The 24,611-nt window shown below is 59.1% G+C and carries 19 protein-coding genes and 2 pseudogenes; 9 read left to right on the top strand and 12 right to left on the bottom strand.

Features of this window, described 5'->3' with window-relative positions:
* Positions 1–418 precede the first annotated feature (418 nt).
* From P0D80_RS40105 to P0D80_RS40075, 7 genes are all read left to right on the top strand, one after another.
* Positions 419–3,208 (top strand): bifunctional YncE family protein/alkaline phosphatase family protein, encoded by a 2,790-nt coding sequence (locus tag P0D80_RS40105; RefSeq protein WP_408292008.1) that lies wholly within the window; start codon positions 419–421, stop codon positions 3,206–3,208.
* 217 nt (positions 3,209–3,425) lie between these two features.
* Positions 3,426–5,615, top strand: a complete 2,190-nt coding sequence (locus P0D80_RS40100; RefSeq protein WP_408292006.1) for a TonB-dependent receptor — start codon at positions 3,426–3,428, stop codon at positions 5,613–5,615.
* A 12-nt stretch (positions 5,616–5,627) separates the two neighbouring features.
* The gene (locus P0D80_RS40095) at positions 5,628–6,326 is read left to right on the top strand and encodes a MotA/TolQ/ExbB proton channel family protein (protein WP_408292004.1); all 699 of its coding nucleotides are present in this window, start codon (positions 5,628–5,630) and stop codon (positions 6,324–6,326) included.
* A 1-nt stretch (position 6,327) separates the two neighbouring features.
* Entirely contained in the window at positions 6,328–6,729 is a 402-nt protein-coding gene (locus P0D80_RS40090) for an ExbD/TolR family protein (protein ID WP_408292002.1), read from the top strand.
* Position 6,730: 1 nt separating this feature from the next.
* Positions 6,731–7,465 (top strand): energy transducer TonB, encoded by a 735-nt coding sequence (locus P0D80_RS40085; RefSeq protein ID WP_408292000.1) that lies wholly within the window; start codon positions 6,731–6,733, stop codon positions 7,463–7,465.
* Between the two features lie 850 nt (positions 7,466–8,315).
* Entirely contained in the window at positions 8,316–8,684 is a 369-nt protein-coding gene (locus P0D80_RS40080) for a BON domain-containing protein (RefSeq protein ID WP_408291998.1), read from the top strand.
* A 236-nt stretch (positions 8,685–8,920) separates the two neighbouring features.
* Entirely contained in the window at positions 8,921–10,333 is a 1,413-nt protein-coding gene (locus P0D80_RS40075; protein ID WP_408291996.1) for a DUF2252 domain-containing protein, read from the top strand.
* Between the two features lie 323 nt (positions 10,334–10,656).
* Here P0D80_RS40075 and P0D80_RS40070 read toward each other — a convergent pair.
* From P0D80_RS40070 to P0D80_RS40040, 7 genes and pseudogenes are all read right to left on the bottom strand, one after another.
* Positions 10,657–11,115: pseudogene (locus P0D80_RS40070) on the bottom strand (ISKra4-like element ISBte2 family transposase); the annotation flags it as partial.
* Positions 11,103–11,807 (bottom strand): hypothetical protein, encoded by a 705-nt coding sequence (locus P0D80_RS40065; protein WP_408291994.1) that lies wholly within the window; start codon positions 11,805–11,807, stop codon positions 11,103–11,105. The pseudogene P0D80_RS40070 and the gene P0D80_RS40065, both read right to left, overlap by 13 nt.
* Before the next feature lie 285 nt (positions 11,808–12,092).
* Positions 12,093–12,623, bottom strand: a complete 531-nt coding sequence (locus P0D80_RS40060) for a hypothetical protein (protein ID WP_408182950.1) — start codon at positions 12,621–12,623, stop codon at positions 12,093–12,095.
* Positions 12,624–13,112: 489 nt separating this feature from the next.
* A complete protein-coding gene (locus P0D80_RS40055; protein WP_408291992.1) occupies positions 13,113–13,868 on the bottom strand; it encodes a hypothetical protein in 756 nt (251 codons plus the stop codon).
* Between the two features lie 41 nt (positions 13,869–13,909).
* Positions 13,910–14,464 (bottom strand): hypothetical protein, encoded by a 555-nt coding sequence (locus P0D80_RS40050; protein WP_408182946.1) that lies wholly within the window; start codon positions 14,462–14,464, stop codon positions 13,910–13,912.
* Positions 14,465–14,646: 182 nt separating this feature from the next.
* On the bottom strand, positions 14,647–14,955 hold the full coding sequence (locus P0D80_RS40045) for a DUF3563 family protein (RefSeq protein WP_408291990.1): 309 nt from the start codon (positions 14,953–14,955) through the stop codon (positions 14,647–14,649).
* Positions 14,956–15,228: 273 nt separating this feature from the next.
* Entirely contained in the window at positions 15,229–16,506 is a 1,278-nt protein-coding gene (locus tag P0D80_RS40040) for a phthiocerol/phthiodiolone dimycocerosyl transferase family protein (RefSeq protein WP_408291988.1), read from the bottom strand.
* 1,298 nt (positions 16,507–17,804) lie between these two features.
* On the opposite strand from P0D80_RS40040, the gene P0D80_RS40035 reads away from it, so the two are divergent.
* Positions 17,805–18,071: a hypothetical protein gene (locus P0D80_RS40035; RefSeq protein ID WP_408182940.1), complete on the top strand. Its 267-nt coding sequence runs from the start codon at positions 17,805–17,807 to the stop codon at positions 18,069–18,071.
* 324 nt (positions 18,072–18,395) lie between these two features.
* Here P0D80_RS40035 and P0D80_RS51945 read toward each other — a convergent pair.
* Positions 18,396–18,537: pseudogene (locus tag P0D80_RS51945) on the bottom strand (IS5/IS1182 family transposase); the annotation flags it as partial.
* Positions 18,538–18,749: 212 nt separating this feature from the next.
* On the opposite strand from P0D80_RS51945, the gene P0D80_RS40030 reads away from it, so the two are divergent.
* Positions 18,750–20,477 (top strand): methyl-accepting chemotaxis protein, encoded by a 1,728-nt coding sequence (locus P0D80_RS40030; RefSeq protein ID WP_408291985.1) that lies wholly within the window; start codon positions 18,750–18,752, stop codon positions 20,475–20,477.
* Positions 20,478–20,881: 404 nt separating this feature from the next.
* On the opposite strand, the gene P0D80_RS40025 is transcribed toward P0D80_RS40030, so the two are convergent.
* The 4 genes from P0D80_RS40025 to P0D80_RS40010 form a co-directional block, all read right to left on the bottom strand.
* Complete coding sequence (locus P0D80_RS40025) at positions 20,882–21,526, bottom strand: glutathione S-transferase family protein (protein WP_408291983.1); 645 nt, start codon at positions 21,524–21,526, stop codon at positions 20,882–20,884.
* 9 nt (positions 21,527–21,535) lie between these two features.
* Positions 21,536–23,188 (bottom strand): class I adenylate-forming enzyme family protein, encoded by a 1,653-nt coding sequence (locus P0D80_RS40020; protein ID WP_408291981.1) that lies wholly within the window; start codon positions 23,186–23,188, stop codon positions 21,536–21,538.
* Between the two features lie 50 nt (positions 23,189–23,238).
* Positions 23,239–24,225 carry an NAD(P)H-dependent flavin oxidoreductase gene (locus tag P0D80_RS40015; RefSeq protein WP_408182932.1) on the bottom strand — a complete coding sequence of 329 codons (987 nt, stop codon included), beginning with the start codon at positions 24,223–24,225 and terminating at the stop codon, positions 23,239–23,241.
* An 88-nt stretch (positions 24,226–24,313) separates the two neighbouring features.
* Positions 24,314–24,611 (bottom strand): DsbA family protein (locus P0D80_RS40010; RefSeq protein WP_408291979.1); only part of this gene is annotated, 298 nt, incomplete at its 5' end.

Here is a 24,611-nt window from a genome sequence, read left to right as displayed (position 1 = left end):
AATTTTTTGAGTAAAGCGAATGAGTGGGTCTTTAGTTTTCGGAAAAAAGTGCATACATCGAGAGGCTTTTTTTATAAAGGCACAAATTTCGGAAATCCGAATAACAATTTTCTTATACAACCCGTCGATCCGCATTTTTTTTCGCCACGTCTTGATTCACGTCTCTGACATATGCAAACGATAGATTTTTCTGGCTGAGGCTCAGAAACGCTCAGCACAAGCAGCTCCAATTTTAGATCAGGGGTAACAGAACAGATCTGAGACGTTCAGTTCAGGAGCAGAGATTTCAATTCTGTTTGTTTTCTGGAGATATGAAATGAAAAAATGCAGACTGGTTCAGTCTAGCATTACATTAGGATTGCTTACCGGCTCTATACTCTTCCCAACCCTTCAAGCAAGCGCAGCACCTCAAAGCAATATGGAACTGTTGCCGACCGGCCAGTTCATCTCCCCGAGAGCCATTCCGGGCGCCGTCCAGCAATTGCTGAATCCGCAGCTTTCGGCCAAGTCGACCCAAGTGGTCAGCGGTGCCATCAAGTCGCAGCTCAGCCCGGACGGCAACACGCTGGCCGTGATCACCGCTGGCTACAACACCGTCTACACGGGCGCCAACAACAGCACACTGGACAAGGCTGACTCGACCCAGTACATCTTCATCTACGACGTGTCGGGCGCGAACAAGGCCCGCCCGATGCTGGCGCAAGTCATTCACCAGAACAACGCGTTCGACGGTCTCGCCTGGAACGGCAACCAGACCCTGTACGGCACCGGCGGCGCCGACGACAAGGTCTATGTGTACAACCGCGCTTCGACTGCCCCGTCGGCACAATGGTCCCAGACCGCGGCCATCGCACTGAACCACACGACGGGTATCGGTTCGGGCGTCAAGCCGAACGCTGGCGGCCTCGCTGTCTCCGCTGACGGCCGGAACCTGGTCGTTGTCAACAACTACAACGACTCAATCTCCATCATCGATACGGGCTCGAACACGCTCGTTTCCGAATACGACCTGCGTCCGTTCAACACGTCGGGCCAGCAGGGTGTCGCCGGTGGCGAATACCCGTGGGCGGTTTCGCTGAAGGCCGACGGGACCGCGTTCATCTCGTCGGTGCGTGACCGTGAAGTCGTGGTGCTGAACCTGGCGAACCCGGCCGCGCCGCAATTCATCACGCGCATCCCGGTGAAGGGCAATGCATACGGCATGGCCTTCTCGCCCGATCAGTCTAAGCTCTACGTCGCCGTATCGAACACCGACCAGGTCGCCGTCATCGATACCGCCAGCCACAGGGTTGAGAAAACGATCGACATCGCCAGCCAGAATGGCGACGGCAACGACCGGGGTAGCGGCAATAACAAGAAATACAGCGGCCGCGATACGGTCAACGTGACCGTATCGAAGAACGGCAAGACCCTGTATGCGGTCAACAACGGCGACAACTCGATCGCTGTGATCTCGCTCACTGGCGAGAACGGCTACCACGTCAACGGTCTGATCCCGACCGCCTATGCGCCGAAGGACATCACGCTGAGCGCCGATGGCTCACAGATGTACCTCATCAACGGCAAGTCGGTCACGGGCCCGAACCCTCTCTATACCTCGGGTACCACGGCCCAGTACCAGTTCGGCCTGGAACAGAGCAGTCTCGTCAGCGCTCCGGTCCCGACGGGCGATGTGCTCGCCCAGCTGACCACCCAGGTGGACGAAAATAACCACTACTCGGAGAAGGAGTCGGATAGCGATCGCGAGACGATGCACTTCTTGCGCGCTCGCATCAGGCACGTGATCTACGTCGTGAAGGAAAACCGCACGTTCGACCAGATCCTCGGCGACCTCGGCAACGGCTCGAACGGCGATCCGACGCTGACGATGTACGGCAAGGCCACCACGCCGAACTTCCACAACATCGCCAGCAACTTCGTCACGCTCGACAACTTCACCGATCCCGGCGACGGTTCGATGGACGGCTGGTCGTGGGTGCAGCACGCGCACGTCACGCCGACCGAGGAAGTTTCGCAGCAGGAGAACTACGCTGGCGTCAGCCGCGGCATGGCGTATGAATCCGAAGGCTCCAACCGCGGTCTGCCGGTTGGCCTCCCCACCACCGCCATGCGCGACTTCGCCACGAATGGCAGCTTCACGAGCGCGACGTCGTCGCTGTCGGGCGGCACGGCCAACGCGCTGCCGGGCAGCGCTGACGTGTCGGTGCCGGATGCGCCGTTCGGCTATCAGAAAGCGAGCATCTACGACGCGGTTCTGCAAGCCGGCGGTGCGGTCCGCAACTACGGCGGCATGGTCAACAACGTTGGCTCGATCGGCACGATCGCCAGCCCGCTGCTCAATCCGGCCGGTGCCAACATCGTCCAGGCTCACCCGCTCAAGCCTTCGCTCGTCAACCTGACGGACCAGTACTACCGCGGCTTCGACCAGGCCTATCCCGACACCTTCCGCGAACTTGAATGGAACCGCGAGTTCCAGCAGTACGTCGCGAACGGCCAGCTCCCGTCGTTTGAAATGGTCCGCATGGGCTCCGACCACACCGGCAGCTTTGCCCAGAACGTCGGCCAGATGGGTTCGGCTGAGCAGGAAGAAGCCGATAACGACTTCGCAGTTGGCAAGCTGGTCGAAACCGTCGCGCACAGCCCGTATGCGCGGGACACGCTGATCGTGGTGGTCGAGGATGACTCGCAAGCCGGTTCCGATCACGTCGACTCGCACCGCTCGCCCGCTTACGTCGTCGGTGCGTACGTGAAGAAGCACGCCGTCGTCAGCACCGCCTACAGCCAGGTCAACGCGCTCCGTACCATGGAAGACCTGCTCGGTACCCAGCATATCGACCTGAACACGGCGTACGCGCGTCCAATGACCGACCTCTTCGACACGAAGTCGGACGGTTCGTGGACCTACACGGCCGTTGCTTCGACGATTCTGAAAAACACGAACGTGGGCAACGTGGCGAGCGGCACCGACGGCAACCAGTTTGCCCAAGGTGAGGACATTCATCCGCTGCATGACGCGACGTACTGGGCGAACGCGACGAAGGACTTCGACTTCTCCAAAGAAGATCGTATTCCGCCGGATCTGTTCAATCGCGTGCAGTGGAAGGGCGTGATGGGTGACAAGCCGTATCCCGTCCCGCACTCGATCTACTCGAAGGCCGCAGCCGACGGTTCGAAGTCGGTCGCCGCTGTCGACGACGACGACGATTAAGCAGGTCGTCGCGTGGTCCGGTTCCAGTGCATCGGGCGGCCTTGCACTGCCTGATGCGCGAGATCCGAAGTAGCCAGTCACGGCGGGTCGCTGTCCCAACGGACGGCCACCCGCCGACCTTCTCACTACCGTCTCCAACAATAGCCAGCACCGCGTGAAGCCAACGAACGTATCCAGGTCCCGAACCGCAATTGCCATATCGGCGCTATTTGCCACTTTGTCATTCCCCAATTTGGCGAAGGCTCAACAAGCTCAACAGGAACAGCCTCAGCAAGCACAAGGTCAACAGACGCCAACCCGGCAGACGCAACCCGCGAGCACGCTCGGCGAGATATCCGTCACCGCTGCGACGGCCGCGGCCGGGCGCGACCATAACGTCAACGACCCGTATCAGGTCACGGGCGTCAGCAAGACGGGTACCGCGCTCGGCGACCTGCCGATGAGCGTGCAGGTCATTCCGCGCGGAATTCTCGACGAACAAGGCGTCACGTCGTTGCAGGAAGCGATCCGGAACGGCAACGTGTCCGGCGTGAACTATGGCGGTACCGATTCGAAAGGCTTCACCGACCACTTCATGATCCGCGGCCTGCAGGCGCAGACCTATGACGACGGCTTCTCGGACGGCGACCAGGTCAACGGCCCGACGCATTCGCTGCTGGGCGTCGAGCGCATCGAAGTGCTCGAAGGACCGGGGTCGGCGCTGCTCGGCAGCGGCCCTCCGGGCGGCGCGATAAACCTGATCCACTACACGCCGTCGGCGCAGTTCCACTGGGGCGGCAATATCCAGGCCGGCTCGTTCGGTACCGTTAACGCCAGTGGCTACGTCACCGGTCCAACCGGCATCGACGGACTGAACTATCGCGTGGACGCCGGCGCCGGCCGCTCCGACGGCTACCGCGACCTCGCATCGTGGAACAAGGAAATCCGTCCCGATCTGCAATGGAAAATCGGCGACCACAAGATCGAGTTCTCGATCGACGCGCAGGACTATATGGCAACGCCCGACTCATACGGGATGATCTATTACAAGGGGGCGCCGATCCGCAATGTCCCGTTCGACGCCAAATATTCGACGCCGTTCGCGAACGCACACGGCAACGATGTACGCGCCACGCTCACGGACGAGTGGCGCATCAGCGACTACCTGACGATCAACAATCGTCTGTCGTACATGCACCACACGCTGGACTTCTACAGCAACGGCGACAGCACGCACGCGAAGGTCAAGGGCAACACATTCACCGGCCGCCAGTTGCGCGATCAGGACGATTCGCTCAACACGCTCGACTACCAGTTGGAGCCGGTCTGGAAATTCTCGACGGGCAGCATCCACCATACGCTGCTGACGGGCTTCGAATACCTGAACCAGGATCTCAACACGGTGAAGGCGACGGCAGACCTTCCGGACATCGAGGACATCTTCGCGCCGGTTCCGACGGAAACGTCCATCGCAAGCCTGCATTTCCAGTGCGCGCCCTCTCACTCGTGCCAGAACGACCATGTGTACGCGAACTTCTACAGCATTTACGCGACCGATCAGGTGGACGTGACGGACAAGTTCAAGATTCGCGCGGGCGTGCGCAAGGACTGGTTCGATACGTCGCTGACCCTGAACCCGCTCCCCGGCGAGCCGAACCGTACCGCCAACGACGGCATCACACTGGTTCAGGGCAATACGTATACGCGCAACGATGCGCCGACCAGCTGGAACGCCGGCGTGCTGTACAAGGTCACGCCCTGGATGACACCGTATTTCGGCGTATCGCGCAGCTACCTCGCGAATTTCAACTCGGAGAACGATGCGTTTTCCATCGGCCCGCCGGAATCGGCGCTGCAATACGAGCTAGGCGTAAAGTGGTCGCTCGACGACGGGCGCTACGTGCTCAACACCGCGCTGTTCGACGTGAAGCGGGAACACGTGGCGACCCCGTTCGGCGACGACCAGATCGCGTTCGATTCGCAGCGCACACGCGGCGCCGAGGCCTCGCTCGACGCGGATCTCACACCGAACTGGCACGTGTACGCGAATTTCACCGCGCAGCACGCGCGTATCACTTATAGCCCAGACACTCCTGGCGCAGTCGGTACGGTCCCGCAGGGCGTGCCCGCCTATATGGCGAACCTGTGGACGACGTATCGCTTCAGTCTCTTCGGCAGGGCGGGCTTTCATGCGGGTGCCGGCATCAATTACATGAGCCGGATGTCGAACGGCTTCGCCAACGGCTACGACTGGGCGCCTGCCTCTTTGATCGAGAACCTGCAGTTCGGTTACGCGGAACCTCACTGGGGGGTCGATCTGAACATCGACAACGTCACCAACCAGCGCTACTACATCGCCACCAACGTGGTCGGCGCCTACCTCGGCGCGCCGTTGGCCGCCTACGTTTCCCTGCATGCGGATTTTTGAGGAGGATCGATCATGTCGATGGACATCCTGTTACGCGTCGCCGATCATTCCGGCGGCGTGCTGTATGTGATCGCCGTGCTGCTGTTCGTCTCACTGACCGTCGTCATCGAGCGGCTGTGGTTCCTGCATCGTGTCGCGCGCGATGCGCACGCGGCGCTTGCCGAACTGGACCATCAGAAGACGCTGAACGCGAGCGCGCTCGCGGCCTGGGCCCAACGGCACGACGGGCTCCCGACGGGCCGCGTGATCGCAACCGCGGGCCGGCTCGCCGGACGCGCCGATCGCGACACGCTCGCCGCGAGCCTCGAGGAAGCAGTGATGCGCGAGGCTCCCCGCATCGACCGTTTCCTGTGGGTGCTCGATACCGCGGTCACGCTGGCGCCGCTGCTCGGCCTGTTCGGCACGATCGTCGGCATGTTCGACGCGTTTCAGGTGCTGTCGAATCCGGGCAACGCGCCGATCCAGGTGACGGGCGGCGTCGCCGAGGCGCTGATCGCGACTGCGTCGGGCCTGTTCGTCGCAATGATCGGACTCGTGTTCTTCAATGGCCTGCATAATCGCGTGCGACTCGTCGTGCATCAACTCGATACGCTGAAGACCGCGCTCGTCAATCGCCTGACGAGCGACATCCCGGATGTCCAGGTCGCGCGGGAGGCGGAAACTGAAACCCCGCACGGGGTGATCGGGTCGCTCGCCCGGCGGGGAGCATGACGTGAAGTACTTTGAGGCACGCAAGGCGCGCATCGAGATCATTCCGATGATCGACATCATGTTCTTCATGCTGGTGTTTTTCATCATGATCACGCTGCACATGATTCCGAAGGCGGGCCTGCGCACGCGGCTGCCGTCGGCCGCGAGCGCACAGAGCCTGCCGCCGCCGAAGGTGACGGTGACGCTCGCGGCCGACGGCAGCGTGTCGGTCGACGGCCGCACGCTCAGCACGGCCGATCTGACCGCGCTGCTCGCGAAGCGCCCCGATCCGGCGCATACGGTGGTGACCATCGCGGGCGCGAAGGACGTGCGGTTGCAGAAGCTCGTGAACGTGATGGACGCGTGCCGCGCGGCCGGCGTTACGCAGGTGTCGCTGGCCGCGCAACCGGAAAAGGTGGACTGACATGTCGTCGATGCCGACCGTCGCGCAGCATGCGCCGCACCCCGGCACGCGCAAGCCGCTCTATATGTCAGCCACGCTCGCGCTAGCCGTCGAGGCGCTCCTGCTCGCGGGCGTCGGCGCATGGCTGACTCATCCGCGCATCTCTGCGCCGAGGCGGCCCGAGCCGATGACGATCACGCTGGCGCCGCCGACGGCCCAGGCGCCGAAGCCCGCGCGCATCCCCGGGCGCGAAGTGTCGAAGCCGGTGCCGAAACCGGCCGTGGAGCCGCGTCGCGCTCCAGCGGTACATCAGGCGCGCGTCGCGCACGCGGCACCGGCGAAGCCGCAGCCGGTCACGCCGATTCCGGCGCCGAACACCGCGCCCGCTCAGAGCGCCGCGCCGGCCGAACCCGCGTCCCCTCCCGCACCGCGTCCCGCGCCAGCGCCCGTCCCCGCTCCGGCCCGCCCCGAAGCGAGTTTTGATGCCGCGCTGCGCGCCGCGATCGAAGCGGCGCTGCGCTATCCAGAATCGGCCCGCATGGAAGGGGTAACCGGGCGGACGCTCGTCCGGTTCGTCTATCGCGACGGCGCAGTGTCCGACACACACGTCGTGACGTCCAGCGGCATGGGCCTGCTCGACCATGCCGCGCTCGCGGCCGTGCGCGACGCCGTGTGCCCGCCTCCGCCCCATGGGCTCGAGGGCAAGAGCCTGCCCGAGCAGCTATGGGTCGATTTCACGCTCGACAGTAAGGGGTGAAGACTATTGTTAGGTCGTTGGACCAATGAGATCGCGCCGTTCGTCCACTGTGCATGACCGTATGCGGAATACAACGTCGGCCTCGAAAACACATCGATGAGAAAGAAATCGCATGGCATTGCGCCGCGAGACGCGCTAACGCCGGCGGCCGGGTCCGGTCCAGTTCGTCCTGCATCTTCTGGCGATCACTGGGCACAGCACCAAATTTGCTGCCAACGTCACGGGAGCAGATGGCCTTCTTGCGCCGACCAGGGAGAACCCGAATTTGGGTTGTGCCTCGGCGCGCCACATTTGTCAGTATGGTCTGGCGCGATAGGAACAACGCGCTGAGGCGACTGGGGGTGGTTGCGGCAGTCACCGGATTGGCTGACTCGAAAGTGGATTCGATCAGCGTAACGCGCTCCCGATGCTCCAGGAATTGGACCAAAGTTGCATTGCCGCTTTTTGTTCCGCAGCCTACATTATGAAAGGAACTCCGGAAAGTACCTGAACCCGGGACTCGCGAAGACAGGAATGGCGAATACAGAGGCGAAAAAAGACCGGTCCGTCATCGTGTTCATAGCGGCGGAAATGCCGGCCAGATTCGTTCGCGGCGCTTCGGTGGCGCCGACTTTCAATTCGCTCGACCCGGGGACTCTGAGCGAATTGCAGCCGCCCATCCATGATTTCTTCTGAAGGAACCGGAGAGTCACCTCAAAGGTCTTGAGGACCGGGACTAGTCAGTCGAATCTGAACGTGATCGTCCGCAATGGTCGACGACTCGACTAGCATGATCGTCGGGTTAAGGTCCGTTGTCAGATGCAGACCGGCGATTCCCGCCGGATCTATCGTGCCTCAACAGGAGCGAGAAATGAAAGCAATCAGGACATTCAAGCTGATGGGTGGCGCATTGATCGTCGTGGTATCCGTCAATGCGTGGTCGCAGACTAGCGAATCCGCTGCGCCGTCGACTCAGTCCAGTATGGCGCCGTCAAGCGGAGGAAGCGCGAAAGCCACCAGACAGGCGAATCGCGCACTCAGCAAGAAAGTGCTTGTCGCGCTCTCGAAGGGCGGTGTCGGCACGTCCAGAATCAACGTCGTTGCGAAAGGCAGTGCAGTGACGCTCGTGGGAGCCGTCACTGACGCGACCCAGATCGACAAGGCGGGAGAACTAGCGAAGGGGGTGTCCGGCGTCACGTCGGTGAAGAATTCCCTGACACTGAAAGAAGTGGGTCAGTGATCCTTCCTGATCAGGTCGGCCGGCGGGGGTTAATTTCGCAATAGTCAAGGCTGGACCGCCGTGCTCACCCATGCAGGGTTGATGGCTAACCTCGCACCGCAGGTGCACGAAGGTTAGCAAGCTCGATATCTGAAGTATTTTTGGGCACGTGCCCGGGGCCGGCAGGATCAGAGGATGCCGGCCTCCGCCATGCCAGAGTGAACTCCGCATCGCGAGCCGGTCAGGAGGAGGTGAGCATGGAAACCATGGTGAAGGTGCCTGGGAAAGCCAAGGTCAGGGTCAATAACGTCGCGGAGGATGTCCCGGCTCCTCGCTCCCGGTCAGAGCGACTTGCCGCCGGTCGGGCGTTGCGCGATCGGGTGCCGCGCAACAGCCACGCCGACTGGACACCATCGGCACAGCGCCGGGACCCCATCGAGATACTGGAAGAATCGAACCTGGATCGCTTGCCGGAATTGGTCCCGATCCGCTATGGCCGTATGCTCCGCAGTCCCTTCACGTTCCTGCGCGGCTCGGCGGCGCTCATGGCCCACGATCTTGCGACTACCCCAAGTACAGGTCTTCGAGTGCAAGCCTGTGGAGACTGCCACCTGTTGAATTTTGGCCTGTTTGCCACCCCGGAGCGCAATCTGGTCTTCGATCTGAACGACTTTGACGAAACGCTGCCAGCGCCTTGGGAATGGGATCTGAAACGGCTGGCCGTCAGTTTCGCGATTGCTGGGCGCGATAACGACTTGCCGGATGCGGATTCCCGGAAAGCCGTCCTCGAGTGCGTGCGCGCATATCGGGAACGCCTGCGGGAGTATTCCCGGACGAATCCTCTGGAAGTCTGGTACACCCGCCTGGACATGGAAACCCTCATTGCGATGGCGCCCGATGAAAAGGTCAAAAAATACCGGGAGCGACTGGCAGAAAAAGCCCGCCAGCGTGTTGTCGAAAACCTCTTTCCCAAGATCACCGGCGAAGTGGCTGGACGACGCCGCCTGGTCGATCAACCGCCGCTGCTCTACCACGTCAGTGACCCGGGCTTCGAGGAACGGGTTCGTGAGGCACTCGCCGACTATCGCCGGTCGCTGTCCGACGAGCGCCGTGTCCTCATGGATCGCTACCACCTGGAGGACTTCGCCCTGAAGGTCGTGGGTATTGGCAGCGTCGGCACCCGGTGCTTCATCGGGTTGTTTTTCGACGAGGAAGACCATCCCCTGATGCTCCAGTTCAAGGAACAGCGCCGGTCGGTGCTCGAACCCTATGCGGGAAAGAGCCATTATGAAAATCAGGGGCAGCGCGTCGTCATGGGACAACGGCTGATGCAGTCCTCCAGCGACATCTTTTTAGGGTGGTTGCGGGGACAGCGAGGCTATGACTTTTTTGTGCGGCAGTTGCGGGACATGAAGATGTCGGTTGTCCTCGATGAAATGACCGCCGCGCAGCTCAACCGCTATGCCCAGTTCTGCGGCTGGACCCTGGCCCGCGCCCATGCCAAGTCCGGGGACGCCACGACCATCAGTGGCTATCTGGGCAAGGGTGACACCTTTGACGAGGCCATCGGCGCGTTCTCCCTCGCCTATGCAGATCAGACGGAGCGCGACCACGCAGCGCTGGTGAAGGCGGTACGTGCAGGCCGACTGGAGGCTCTCGTTGAGGAGTAGCCGTCCTGCACCACTCACACGCGACAGAGCGTGGCGAAAGACTTGTCGTGGCAACTTGACCAGCCCGACGTGCCGCCGGCTCAATGCCTTTTCACAGTCCTTCATGGGCAGCTTGCGGTTGCTTCTCCCGGATCGGTCCAATGGATGCGGTGCGTAAGCGGCCGGCGATCTCGTCTTGAGTAACGTTGAAGGTCTTGGGAGCATCGTGTGCACTTAAATAGGTGGACACGTGAACACTATCGAAGAAGACGTGCCGGTTGGAAGGCGTCGGCGCCGGCGAGTCTCGCGATACCGCGATCGACATTGGGTGCGTGGGTCGGTACTCGCACGAACGCGAACGTGCGACACGTCTTGCCTTGCGCAGACAGTCGCCCTGTTAGCACCTCAAATCGAACATTCCGGTTTACGCCGGCCCGGACGAATCCCCCACCAATGGTCAGAGTCCATTCGGGGTCGCCGCCCATGCCGGTCTGCGTTACTGGTTACACGGCCTCTACACGAGTACCGATGCGAAGGCCGTGTTCAGAACAGTCACGTGATTCAGGCTGCTCTTTACAGGTAAGAACTCGCGTATTGTTGCGGCAGCCCGTCGATACGGCATCTGTGCCGAGAGCTTCGCTTCGAGCGCAATCAGCTCACCGGTCGCGCGCTCAGGAACATACTCTGTCATTGGACTATATCGCACATCCAACTTGCAGAAAGTCTCGCACAGGCACGATATGATCCGGCCACTTCGGAAAACGAACCGTGCCGAAGACGATAAGTTCGTCTATTGCGCGTAATTCACCTTCAGTGCCGGCAAAGTCGGCATAACCTCGAAATACAACTCTGCGCTAGAGCGGATAAGCAAAGCAAACGAATCCCTATGATAGTGTCCAAAGGTCATGTAGACAAAGCCAAAACGGTAGTCGACGACAAATCGGCACTCCACGTACAGATCGTCCTGACACGTGTATTCCATAAACTGCCCATTGGTAGTCGCGTTTGCTGCTGCCTGATTATGCGGGAGAGCACCAACCGTCTTCGCGGCGTATCGAATGAAAGGAGCACTGACCGCGGACGGGGCATCATCCTTGTGCGGCAAATAACCGTGCTCATTCTGATGTACGGACCGCGCATCTTCGACAAAAGGGAGAAAGGCATTATGTTGGATGCGCATCGCTTTGCGAACCTTTTGGAGGAGAGCGTATGTCTCTGGTTTATTCTCCAGACATTCATCATGGAAGATCGGTATTACCTTTTCGGCATGGTGGGCGTCAAGGAGCCTTAGCGATCCGTTGTAGTGCTTATTGCCACATTGATTGAATAAAGCCCTCAATCCAGATGGAAACTTGCCAGACGCGTTATCTTCCACTAAAGAAACCGGTTGAAATGGCACAAAACCCTCCTCTTTCAAATCAATAAAGTTGATTGTGATCTTGCGAAGCGTCTTATAGGCATGGACCTTCGAGGCTGCCGCTGGTGCCGCGTACAACAGGTTTCCTTTGTGACCCGCACGAGCGCATTTCCGTTTTCCGTTTTAACGCCGTGATGGTGAGTACTTACGCTCGATGGGCCGAACAAGATGCCTACGACCACAACCACAAGGACAGCTGGCACGCCGACCCACCAGGACAAGCCGAAGTCGTGGCACTTCCATAGGATCGTCAGTGCGGCCAACCGTCCAGGCACAGAAACCAGCAACGTCCATGCGGGCAGTTTGCTCGCGTCTGTGTTTTGGTTCATGTGTTCCTTGTTGCGCGGCGGGCCGCTTTTCCGATTACCCGGATTTCTTTATTGACTCTCGCTCCGGGGCGGGCTTGACTGCAACAGTGGATCTAAAGGGGACATCAAAGGAAAATTCGTAGCCCGTCGCCGCCTTCAACGACGCAGTGATGCCCGTTCCAGGCGCACCCTTCCGAAAAATTGCGACGCGCCATACAGATCCCGTGGATCGGCAACGGACCTCATGAATGTCCTGTTCAACCTTGGCGTTGTCGTGCATTACGCCAGGGAGAATATGGCGAGTGTACGATGCGCAACCAGTGAGCTCGACATCCATGCGATTCCCATTCGAGTAGTCGTACACAAGCGAGCCGATTGTTCCGTCCGAACTGAAAGAGGTGGTCAGGCGAGAAAATCCCGCTCTGCTATCGCTCATTTCCACCACATTGAACGCGCCGGTCATCTCGGGCGCAAAGTTCTGTCCCGATGGTGTCGGAGAGGAAGGGTCGATCGCGCAGCTCGCCGCGAGCATAGAGAGGGCAAGCATCGCCCCAACCCGGAGGAAACCCGTTTTAGCCTTCTGCATGTCCTAATTTCTCTTTAATGTGTCGTCGAGTAATTCAATCGATTTGATACAGCGAACTCTGCGCATTTCCGGCCCACGACCGTCTATTTGGCTAATCATGCGAATTGCATGAATCTGCTTCGAACGTGGAATCTGCATCCAACGATAGTTAACGGCATCCACGCATCAATCTTTATCAAAGACCCTGTCGAATGTCGCGATGGCTTCCCATCGCTCCCGCCGAGTCACCTCCAGATACGGGGCAACGTGATCCAGATCGGAATGCCCAAGCAGGAACTGCACCGTGTCGAGCGAGTCGCCCTGCGCAACCAGGCGGCTTACAAATGTCCTTCGTCCACTGGGGCTGCCATGACCAGCACCGAGGCCAGCGGCACGGTACCGTCTCTCGCAGAGCGTGGCGCACACACCGCAATGCTCATCGCATGAGGCATCATTCACTTATGCAAGGAATATGGCAGACCGGTGCGCCTCGGCTTCGTACAGACGTCATCAGGCTTTGACCTCTTCTCCTGTCACCTTCTGCGTGATCGACGGAGCCTTTAGCGCGCTGACCGGCTTCAGCAGATTCAACACCTCGATAAGCCGTTTATGGATGTCGGGATCGTTGTGCGCCGCCTGGGTGATCGCCATGTGATGCCCGATCGATTCTTCCAGATCGGCTGGACGTTTGCCCCGCGCATCGGGATAGGCCAGATCGGGCAGCGCCGCCAGCGACCACGGATTCTCGATGATCGATTCGATCGTGGATAGAAACTCACTGCTCAGTGTGGCAAGCGGATCGGCATCACTGGCGTGCGCCGCGAGCAGATTTCGCAGCACGACGGCCTCCTGAGCCGCGGCGCTCATGCCCTGTCCGTAGACCGGATTGAAGCGGCAAACCGAATCGGCGATCGGAATCAGTCCGCGCGGAAAATCGCCGGTGGTGTTGAAGTGACGTCGACAGCTCTCAGGGAACGCAAACTGTTCGATGTGGCCGTGCAACGTTGCGTCTTTGATCGCGTCGTACACGCTGGAAGTCGGCAGGCTTGCGGCGTAGGCGGTGAATGCATCGCCGTCGGCGGGCGGCGTATCCGCGCCCCGTCCTCCGAGCGCCGCGAACCAGTTGCCGTCTTCACGCAGCAGCAAAAGACCCATGCGGCTTTCTTGCGGCGCACTGGGCATGGTGATCACGACTTTCCTCGCGGGAGTCGCGTCGGGCGGAATCGTACAGACGGCAGTCGAGTAACCGAAGTCCACGCCGATCACGGTCTCCTCCGGCATCGGGCGGGCGGTGGATTTAAGGAAGTCTAACGTAGGCTTTCCGCGACCGGATGCGTCGACGACGAGGTCAGCGGGCAATACTTCGAGCTTGCCGTCGCGGTCTTGTACGCCACCGAGGCGACCGCGTTGCCATCAGGCGTGGCGCCGATGGCAACGACACGGCATTCATCGCGAAAGACGACGTTTGCGCGTTCCCGCACACGACGGCGCACGGCAAGCTCGAGCAACGGGCGCGTCATCGTAAAGGTGGCGACACCGAGACTGCGCACCGGCAACGGTTCCTGCCCCGGATACTCATGGCATACCTCGAGACCGGAGTCGAGCGAGTTGGCGCCGGCCTGCACGAGTGTGGAGGAAAAATCCGGAAACAGATCGCACAGCGCCTTGAGCCCGCCGGCAAGCAAGCCATGCGGATGCTTACCCTGCGGTACACCGGGCCGCGGTGTCGCGTCCGCGGGAAGGACATCCCTTTCAAGCACGACGACTTCCCTGAAATAGTCGGCCAGAACCTGTGCGGCGGGCAGTCCGCCCATTCCCGCGCCAATGACAACTGCTCGTTCACCTGAATAACGATTCGACATCGTAGCTCCTGCAACGGTAATCGGAGATAAGGCACCACCTCGGCGGAACGCTGCATCACGGAAATTCTTGCGAGCAGGTAGTCCGCAATCGGCGACATGACTTGAAAACAGCCGTGGAAGAGCGTTTATTCCGAATGCCGCCAAGGGCTCGATGGGGCTGACCGCACCCGCTCGTCGGCGCACTATCGCGGATAGCCGTCTCTTTCGAGCAAGCGCATGCGCAGTTCGAGATCAACCAGGTCTCGCGCACTCGCAAGGTACTCATCCCTGCGGTGTCGTTCAGCGCGCTCGAACGAGAGGCCAATGTGCTCGAGAAGGAGGGCAAAGTACATGACAATGAACATGACAATCTCCGTGAAATTGTGTTTGAGTCGACGCCGCGCTGCGGCAGCGTCGATGAAATCGGAATCGCGTGGCGCATGGATGTGCGACGAAGCGCGGTTCGTTGATGGGGGCATTGAAAATGCCAAGAAGGAGCCGAAAGTGATCATGATCACCTCCGGCCCAATGGCTAGTCGTTTTGGGCAAACCGGACGGCGTCGACGACAAGTGTTCTGGGCGTTCTGTTCGTGTTCGGATAGTGATCCGTTTGTCGCGTGCCCCTAACGGTGTCGACGAAAACAGGTTTCGATTACTCCTTCGGCATACTATCGATCGAGTATCGAAGGAAAGTTATTACACATCACGTCTGGGTTGACGTCTGTGCAACATCCGATTGAATCCCAGTCCGTCCGCGTCGCCCGTCAATTCCAGCTGCAACGCCGTCAGTAGACGTTGGACAAGGCATCCAACAGTTCCGCGGTCATCTGATCCAGCAGGCCCTTGATCGGGGCGTAGCTCGTGTGGGCGAGATGCAATCGGTCGTTGAATGTCGCAGCGCCAATCACCTGCTCGCCTACCAGACCGACGGCGATCGACGGTCCCCAGATTGCATCGAGGACCAGCGAGCCAAACACTTTCGGCAGAGTGACGACACCCAGATTTGTCACGGCAGCGTCACCAGCGAACACATTCACAAAGATTGTTTTCGCTTCGGCGGTCTCTTCGACGCTGGCCAGCGCATCATATTTTGCAAGCACTTCTTCCGCCAGCGTCGACGGCGATTCAAGGCCGGCGAAACCTTGCCCCAGGTGACGCGCCCGGCTCCACAAATCAGCGTTCGCAGGACCGTCATCGGCGAGAACGACGGCGCTTGCGCACATGCCCAGGTGGTCGCTGTTATCAAGCAATCGACGTCGCAGATCAACGGGCGATACTATGCGCATCGGCTCTCCGCGTGCCTCGGGAGCCAAACGATAACTCGCTCCAACCAGTGCCGCCACCAGCGCCGATTGCACGGACGTTCGCTCGGTCCTCGCCCGTTCCCTAAGTTTGCGCGTTGTATCAGAACTCAGGCGAAGCATCTCAACGTGCGGGGTGGATCCGTCCTGGTATCTGAATACTTTCGGCTGCCGCGCAACCGCCGTTGCTTGTTCGGTCGCTTGTTCGGTCGCGTGCGTGAGCGCACGGCGATACCTGAATTCTACGAGTCGCTCAACGGATTCGCTCTCCCGGCTACGCAACAGGTCCTGTCCGGACACTGCGCGCAAGAGGTCGCCCAACAGAAACGTGAGTGACACCCCGTCGCTGATCGAGTGGTGCGCAACCAGCACGACAATCGAACGTTCCGCGCTGTGCAGCAACGTGGCTCGCAAAAGTGGTGGATTCGTTTCGTCAAACGGCTGCGCGAGTTGCGCCGCGACCTCATCGGTCCATCCGGATCCGTCATACGAAACCACCTTCAACGGAATAGACCCGTGTGGTGATGGACGGAACACGGGAACGCCACCACTATCACGCTCGATTCGCGACCACACCAGCGGCGAATGGTGTCCCACCAGATCCAGTCCGTTGCGCCATTGGTCGATACGCGTTGGTCCGGTCACCTCACCTGTGATAGCGAAGTGATTCGGGTGATCCTGGTTCAGCAGGTAGAAGAACTTTTCCATCGCGCCTAACGGACGTTCGATGCCGGATGCAACTGGTTTCATCAATGAATTCATACGGGTCTTCCATTTGGTGGTCGGTGGTCGGTTGCCGCCACCCCTTGCGCCATTCAGAGAGACGGTAGAGTCAGCAGGCCACGCCTGCATAAAGAGCTGATTTGCTATCTGGCGCTGCATATGAAAGAACAGTTAACCCGTCTCTCTTATTTCATGCTCTTGGCAAATAGCAGCACGCGAAGCAGATCGGTCACCGGTGACACCATCAGGACACGATTCGCCGCTGCTGAAGCAGGCGTTCACTGGAATGAAAGCCCTGGCTTCTCGCCGAACAGATGCCGGGGCAACGCGGTAATCACCGGCAAGCCGCGGCGGTCCGAGAGGACAAGGCGCGATGCGAGCCGAACAGCTAATCCTTCGCTTCGCGACATCGGCAACGCCGGTCTCGCATGTGCGCGCTGCGACATTGCATAACGCCTCGCGCGCAATCCGATGCACGCCAGATCATGGGTGTGTGCTGTTTGAGAGTTCCAATACGTGGCCTTTCTCACTGACGCGACGGTCGAGCGATTCCGCGTATGCACCGGAACGTGAGACCAGCAAAGGATCACTGGACCGCGCGATTCCGTCGGTAAGGATCAACGGGTTAAAACTGATGTCGCGGAAGGATTGGTCCGGCAAGAGGGGCAATTAGCGCCAATAGCTTTGATCGCCATTTCCTTCAGCGATCTGTCGAGCCTGTACGCAGTTCTTATGGCGCGCGGTGCGTCGAGAAACGCCGGTAGTTACTTGAATTCGCGTGCGGAATAGATCCGCGCTCTCGCCTGTTATTCAATAAGCAGACTCTTCGAAGTGAGTCGGCGGCACAAAGCACCACAACAGAATGCCGACGCGCCGCCGCACCTCACGGCAAGGTTGTGTTTTCCCCATGTTCGATCAAATGTTTGGAAAGGATGAAGATTGAAAACAGATCCAGGAATAGTGATTCCCTATAGACGCGGGCCACCAGGTTCTCAGACAGTTCGCGCACCTTTTCCTCATTCGCGAGTTACCTGGTGCTCGTCGTCCGATGTTAACGGGCACGTCGATGCCGTTCGCTTCTGACCGTTCGTTGCGGACAGATCGGCTTGTCGACGAAATTCACGCGGCTAACGCGTCACCGCGCCGGCGGAGCGCCTATTACGAAAGGCATATAGGCGAAGGTGCTTCCACACACCATGAAGCGCAGTCCACCGTAGTCGAACCGAATCTTTCTGTATTCGTCATGCAACCTTAGATGCGTTCCTGTCGAACGTGGCGAGACTCTCGCCGGTCCGACGCAACCGAAACTGCGCCAATACTTCCGCAAGGGGATTCACATGAAGACAGCACTGTTACTTGTCGGTGGAGCGATCTGTATGTCTGCCTGGCAGGCGAACGCCGCAGACACCAACTCGAATCCGTCGCCCGCAACGTCAGAGACCTTGATCACTTCACAAGGTCCGGATTTCTCTGGCCACTCCATGTCGGGCGGCGCTGCCGTTCCCCTTGCAAAAAGCCGGGCCGACATTTATCAAGACCTCGTGCGCTCGAAAAATAACGGCGAAGCGGCGCACATCCAACAGCTTTACAGAGGAACTCATTGAATCTACGACACTCCCCCCGGCTGTCCGACACAACGAGGACCGAAGGCCGATTACTACCTGACCTTGCACGCCAAAAGCGCGCTTGGCAAACGGGTACTAGTCTTTCGGCCCCAAGTTTGTCGGCTCCCAGTCGGCGGGTGATGAGCTGAATCAGGTACGTTGCAAACTCCGGTCCTGGTAGTCGCGTTAAGTCGGCGCAGAGGCCGAAAGGAGTTCGCAGTCGCTCCGGCAGCGTGCCGTGCAGGTCCGCCGGTGGTCGGGCGAAAACAGGCCGATCTCCTCCAGCATCGTGCCGGCCCCTACCTCAATTCCGATCTCCAGCAGTCTTCCGCTCGTCGCCATGGAACGTGCGTCTGGATCGCAAGCGCACGATCTTGTCCTGCAGTCGGATTGCCTTTACTTTCAGCTCAGCGAGTTGCGTATGGTCAGCAGTCTCCAGCGCGTTCAGATACCGCCGGATGCTCTTCATGGACAGTCCGTGTCGCGGGGGCATCACAGCCAAGCGGGTGACATTCAAGTGTTATGTAAAACATGACAAGCAATACGTAATAAATATGATGCCAACCGATTACTTTTTTTTGCGGTAATATTCGTCCCTTCGTTTTACACATAAAAATAATTGATGTGCTCTCCGAGGGAATATAACGATCCATTTATCTCGATCCTGGAGGGGGTGCCATGCAGTTTGGAAGAAACTTCAAGGTAGTAACGCAGTTGATCGCGGGATTTTCTCTCGTGATCTTTCTGATGGCTTGTCTTGGTGGGTTTTCCCTTTACAAGATGAATCAGGAGAACACTCACGTTGCCGCCCTGCGCGACAACGCATTGCCTAGCGTACGCACCAATCTGGAGATGCAGTTGGCTATTCGCGGCATCCGGGCAAGTCAGCTTCTTGCCGCCACCGCAACGACGCCTGATGAATCCCATACTGCAGAAGATCGCATCAATACAGCGCTGGCCCACTACCAGAAGGCATCTTCGGAATACGCAACTCTGGTAGATAGTCCCGAGGAAAAAACCGCCTACGCCGACATTCAGATGCTGATGCCGAAGTTTCTCGATCTCAACAATCAGGTTCTGGAACTCGTCAGACAGGATCGGCAGGCCGATGCGATGAGCCTGCTGCGCAAGAAGTCGGACTCGATTCGAAATGCAATCGAAAAAGACATCCAGACCATCGTGGATGCCAATACGGCCAGCGCAAACGACGAAGGCAAACAGGCCGGTCAGGATTATGCGCAGGCGAAAACGCTAGTTTACAGCTTGATGCTGGCAGCGGCCGTGGTCGCCATCGTGGTTGCCCTCGTCATCGCCTTTGGTGTGGCAAAGCAACTTGGTGGTGAGCCTCGCGACGCAATGGCACTGGCCAGCGAGATCGCGGCGGGTAACCTGCGCGCCACCGTACAGCTTAAGCCGGGCGACCACTCAAGCCTCATGTACTCGCTGAGCACAATGAGAGACCAGCTTGCGGCCCTCGTCCGGCGGATCAAGACCGCCAGCGAGTCGATTACGGTCTCCTCAGGCGAGATCGCGCAGGGCAATACCGATCTCTCACAGCGGACCGAAGAGCAGGCCGCCTCTCTGGAGGAGACCGCATCGAGCATGGAACAGCTGACCAGCGCCGTGCGCCAGAACGCAGACAATGCGATTCAGGCGAGCCAGCTGGCCAGTACAGGCTCGGGCGTCGCGCGACGGGGAGGGGAAGAGATTAGCCGTGTTGTCACGACGATGCACGAGATCGCCGAAAGCTCCGGGCGGGTTGCCGAGATCATCAGCGTGATCGAGGGGATTGCGTTCCAGACCAACATCCTCGCGCTCAATGCGGCGGTCGAGGCCGCCCGTGCCGGCGAGCAGGGGCGAGGGTTTGCCGTCGTCGCGGGAGAAGTCCGCACGCTTGCACAGCGCAGTGCCACTGCCGCGAAGGAGATCAAGGATCTGATCACCGAATCGGTCAGACGCATTGATACCGGATCGAAGCTCGTTGAAGACGCGGGTCGGACCATGACTGAGATCGTGCGGGCAGCCGTGCGCACGACGGACATCATGAGTGAGATCGCGGCGGCTTCCGAGGAGCAGAGCACCGGTATCGGACAGGTCAATACGGCCATTACCCGGATGGATGAAGTGACCCAGCAAAACGCCGCACTCGTCGAGCAAGCCTCGGCCGCGGCCCAGTCTCTGGCGCAACAGGCGGAGGGTCTGCGTGACGCGGTGTCCGTCTTCAGCGTAGACGACCATGAAGCATCCCATGCGACTGTCCAGCCACTCGAACGGCCCCGAACGGTAGCCAGAAGGGCGCCATCCATCGCAAAGACTACGTCATCACAAAAGCTCGTGCGAGCCGAGCGTACCGGCGGCAACACGGCTCTGGCCGATAGCGCCGCCGATGACTGGCAAACGTTCTGAGCGAGGCCTGAAAATGGCAAGCGATACGGGCGTTCTAGGAGAAATGACCAGGGTCGTCACCTCCAACACAACAGCTATCAGCAGGCTGGGGGCACAGGCGATGGTTTTTGGAACGTTTCTCGACTCTGCCTTGTCGCGACTGACCGGGTCGCTTCGTGCCGAAGTCACCCGGTCGTCCGGCTGGGCATTGAAGATGCCCTCTCGATGATGGACGACCTGCCCTTGCCCGCCGAATATCACTCATGAGCGCTGGCCTGATGGCTGTCGCCCTCCTCGCGATTGCATGCAGCGCATTCGTCATCCGCCGAACCAAGAGCGTTCGACACAACGGGGAATCAATCTCCGTCAGCCAAAGACGCTCTTCCGGACTTGAGACCGGCAGTCGATGGGTTCACGCGGACACCTTACGCTTGCCCGCCATCCTGATGATTCGGAGCACTTTCTGCATTCAGTGCGCGCCTGAATGCATCCCTTGCGCGCAGCCGTTCGAGATACGCAAACACTTCCGGTGGAAAATCGTCCTCTAGCCCGTTCATAGCAGCAAATATGAGCGCATATCCAACCGAGATATCGGCTGCCGTAAAGCGGCCACCGCACACGTAATCGTCTTTGGAAAGAATTGCGCTGATTGCCCGAAGCCGCCCGAAGAAAAAACGCCGGTAATCGTTAGCCACCCGAGGCGCTCGAGTTTCCTCGGATTCGAGGCGCGTGTATCGCATGTAAATGGCGATCGGAAACGTCAGTGTGGCTTCACCGAAACTCAAAAAATTAAGGTATCGCGCGTACGTTGGATCCGACGACAAAACGGAGAAGCCATGGGTTTCGTCCCGATCTGCCAGATACTGGCAGATCGCGCTGGACTCCGTCATGATCACGTCTCCGTCAATGAAACACGGGACGGTTCCTAGCGGATTCAATCCCAGGTACTCCCGCGCCTTTACCCGCGGAGGAAATGGCAGGACGTGCAACCGATAAGGCAACCGTAGTTCCTCAAGCATCCACAGCGGGCGAAACGATCGCGATCGGGCGCAGTGATAGAGGTCGATCATGGTCAGAGATTATTCGTTGCGAAGCATTGGTCCAGGCGCGTCCGCTCGAGTCGTGCCCGTGCGCGTCGAGGGCGCCGCTGCGGCCCATTCGCGTAAGATAGCCTTTGCAATCTTCCCGATTCCGATGCGCGGTAGGCTCTCGATAAGCAGAACCTCACTCGGCCCTTTGAATCTTGCCAGGTTTTGCGCACAATGCTCACGCACCGCTTCTGGTAACAGTCGGGTCTGCTCCGGATCAAGGTCCGGACTTGCGACAACGTATGCGACGACCACCTCGTTATACATTGCACAAGGCTTACCGACGACCGCGACCTCTTTCACAGAAGGCAGCCTTGCGATGGTCGCCTCGACTTCCGCTGCTGAGACATTCTCGCCGCCAACCTTAATGATGTCTTTCTGCCTGTCGGCAAATTCCATCCAGCCATCGTTGTCGAGCCTGACCCGGTCTCCTGTTCTAAAATAGCCTGCCGAATCGAACGACTCTTCCGTCGTGCGCTCGTCGCCATCGTACTCGCTGAAAATTGAGAGGCCGCGACGGCCGCCAACGAGGAGACTTCCTGTTTCACCCGCTTTAACATGGCGCCCCTCGTCGTCCACCACTCGCACCTGGTATGCTTGACTCGGTCGCCCGATTCCGCCCGTCAATTTTCCGTGACTGGGCGTCGACACGATGACCTGGGTCAAGACCTCCGTCATGCCCCATCCGGCCACCATCGAAACACGGTAAAAGGATGACAAGGCGTGGTCGTGTCGGGAAGTTACCCAGACCCGAAAGTTGTGGTCGGGTACCGGCTCGGCTTTCAACGCTGCCATGGTGAAATGCACCTGAGAGCCTACGCTCGCCCTATACCGCAGCGCGCTGTCCCAATAGCGGCTTCGGGAGAATTTTGGCTGAAGGACGACTGTGCCACCTGCCCACATCGTCGAAAAAAAGCACCAGGACAGGCCAACGACATGAAAGAGCGGAAGAAAGAGCAGGTGAATATCGCCGTCCTGCAAGCGCTGTTGCCGGGCGTTCAGTTCCGCTGCCCAAAGGATATTGGCATGCGTCCAAACAACACCCTTTGGTCGAGAAGTAGAACCTGTGGTGTACATCACCGATGCTTGCGCCAAAGGATCGGCCCGCCTGCGAAGCAGAGGCCCGGCATACAGTCTTGAGAAGTCAACCACCCTCTGAGCCGCTACCGCGCTCTCACCGCCTTCGGCCTCAGCATTCACTACAGCAATCCAGGCAAGTTGGGGGCAATGCTCTGCGAGAAGTGAAGCGAGATGAGACTGGGTCACGGCGCAAACAGCGCGCGCAGCGGTAACCAGGTATGCGAGTTCGGGTCCCGCCGCTAGCGCATTCGTTGCGACGCACACCGCGCCAAGCCAGGCGCACGCAAAGCGAACCAGCACGGCTTCGGGACAGTTCTCCATGTGGACAACGACGCGATCACCTGCGCGCACTCCACGGGCAGCCATACCGCCCGCGAGACGCTGTACGTGGTCAAGAAGATCCGCATAGCTGTACGTACGACCTTGACCTTCGAAGGGATCCCATATGAGGAAGGGATGATCTCCTCGACGTGCAGCAAGCTCGACCAGCCATGTGGCGATGTCATAACCGGCATAAGGGTTCGTAACGACGTCTTCAGTATCGGAGATGCTGGATGGGGCCATACTGCTTTCTCTCTGTCATCGGGTGGTTGTGACGGTAAGTTCGCAAGTTGTCAGACGCTGCGCAGGCTTGATTCCGGAAATGCCAATCGTGATTGCGCCTGGTCATACTCGTGCCTCAGCCGCTCTATCAGTTTTGCTGCAGGTACGATCTGCTTTACAGCACCGATTCCCTGGCCTGCGCCCCACACGTCCCGCCACGCTTTGGCCTTTGCATTGCTTCCCGATCCAAAATTCATAGTTGACGGGTCTGACTCAGGCAGGCCATCTGGATCAAGTCCTGCTGCAACAATGCTTTTGCGCAGATAGTTGCCATGCACACCCGTAAACAGATTCGTATAAACAATATCTGACGCCTCGCCTTCGACAATGGCATCCTTGTAGCCTTCGACGGCGTTGGCCTCCTCCGTGGCGATGAAAGCACTGCCGACATAGGCAAGGTCGGCACCGCTCGCCTGCGCCGCCAGGATCGAGTTGCCGTTGGCAATTGCGCCTGACAACAATAGCGGGCCATCGAACCATTCTCGAATTTCCTGCACAAGAGCGAACGGCGAAAGCACGCCGGCATGACCACCCGCGCCGGTTGCAACTGCGATCAGTCCGTCTGCGCCCTTCTCGATTGCCTTACGTGCAAACACGTTGTTGATGACATCGTGAAAAACAATTCCTCCCCACCCGTGAACTGCGTCATTGATCTCTTTCCTCGCTCCGAGTGAAGTGATGACAATCGGGACCCGATATTTCTTGCAGACTTCCATATCCGTGTCGAGACGATTGTTTGATCGATGGACAATCTGATTGACCGCGAACGGTGCCGATGGTCGCTCCGGATGATTCCTGTCATGCTCCGCCAACTCGGTTGTGATGCGATCGAGCCATTGCTCAAGCACCCCTTCAGGTCGTGCATTGAGCGCAGGAAAGGAGCCGACAATCCCGGCTTTGCATTGTGCAATGACGAGATCAGGGTTCGAAATGATGAACAAAGGCGAACCGACGACTGGAACGGAAAGCCTGTTATGCAAAATGCTGGGAATAGCCATACACATACTCCGTCGTAAAACGATTTTGGAAAAATACCGATGCAAGCGAACCCTGCCGGGTGCTGCTTCTACCCGTTGGGCACTTCTTTCACGCCTGAGGTGCAGTCAACCTGATGATTTCTTCTTCGACATCGCGCAGCTGGTCTTTGCCGAAGTACATTTCGTCGTTAACAAAGAAAGTCGGTGAGCCAAATGCTCCTCGGTCAAAAGCTTCCTGGGTATTGTCGATCAGCCGCTGTTTGACCTCCGGGACGTCGATCCGCTGTGCAAATCCTTTGCCGTCCAGACCGGCCTTATCGAGTGCCGCGGAAAGCACGACAGAGTCGCCCATGTCGAGCTCGTCTTCCCACATGAACCGGTACACAGACGTCACGTACAGGTCGAAC

Source organism: Paraburkholderia sp. RL17-373-BIF-A (assembly GCF_046030175.1).
Taxonomy (GTDB): domain Bacteria; phylum Pseudomonadota; class Gammaproteobacteria; order Burkholderiales; family Burkholderiaceae; genus Paraburkholderia.
This window is presented reverse-complemented; position numbering and strand designations above follow the sequence as displayed.

Bases quoted from the DNA above. Each gene is read 5' to 3' on its own strand.
- P0D80_RS40105 (WP_408292008.1), top strand. From the start codon at position 419: ATGGAACTGTTGCCGACCGGCCAGTTCATCTCCCCGAGAGCCATTCCG.
- P0D80_RS40095 (WP_408292004.1), top strand. From the start codon at position 5,628: ATGTCGATGGACATCCTGTTACGCGTCGCCGATCATTCCGGCGGCGTG.
- P0D80_RS40085 (WP_408292000.1), top strand. From the start codon at position 6,731: ATGTCGTCGATGCCGACCGTCGCGCAGCATGCGCCGCACCCCGGCACG.
- P0D80_RS40080 (WP_408291998.1), top strand. From the start codon at position 8,316: ATGAAAGCAATCAGGACATTCAAGCTGATGGGTGGCGCATTGATCGTC.
- P0D80_RS40075 (WP_408291996.1), top strand. From the start codon at position 8,921: ATGGAAACCATGGTGAAGGTGCCTGGGAAAGCCAAGGTCAGGGTCAAT.
- P0D80_RS40060 (WP_408182950.1), bottom strand. From the start codon at position 12,623: ATGCAGAAGGCTAAAACGGGTTTCCTCCGGGTTGGGGCGATGCTTGCC.
- P0D80_RS40050 (WP_408182946.1), bottom strand. From the start codon at position 14,464: ATGTCGAATCGTTATTCAGGTGAACGAGCAGTTGTCATTGGCGCGGGA.
- P0D80_RS40045 (WP_408291990.1), bottom strand. From the start codon at position 14,955: ATGATCACTTTCGGCTCCTTCTTGGCATTTTCAATGCCCCCATCAACG.
- P0D80_RS40040 (WP_408291988.1), bottom strand. From the start codon at position 16,506: ATGAATTCATTGATGAAACCAGTTGCATCCGGCATCGAACGTCCGTTA.
- P0D80_RS40035 (WP_408182940.1), top strand. From the start codon at position 17,805: ATGAAGACAGCACTGTTACTTGTCGGTGGAGCGATCTGTATGTCTGCC.
- P0D80_RS40030 (WP_408291985.1), top strand. From the start codon at position 18,750: ATGCAGTTTGGAAGAAACTTCAAGGTAGTAACGCAGTTGATCGCGGGA.
- P0D80_RS40025 (WP_408291983.1), bottom strand. From the start codon at position 21,526: ATGATCGACCTCTATCACTGCGCCCGATCGCGATCGTTTCGCCCGCTG.
- P0D80_RS40020 (WP_408291981.1), bottom strand. From the start codon at position 23,188: ATGGCCCCATCCAGCATCTCCGATACTGAAGACGTCGTTACGAACCCT.
- P0D80_RS40015 (WP_408182932.1), bottom strand. From the start codon at position 24,225: ATGGCTATTCCCAGCATTTTGCATAACAGGCTTTCCGTTCCAGTCGTC.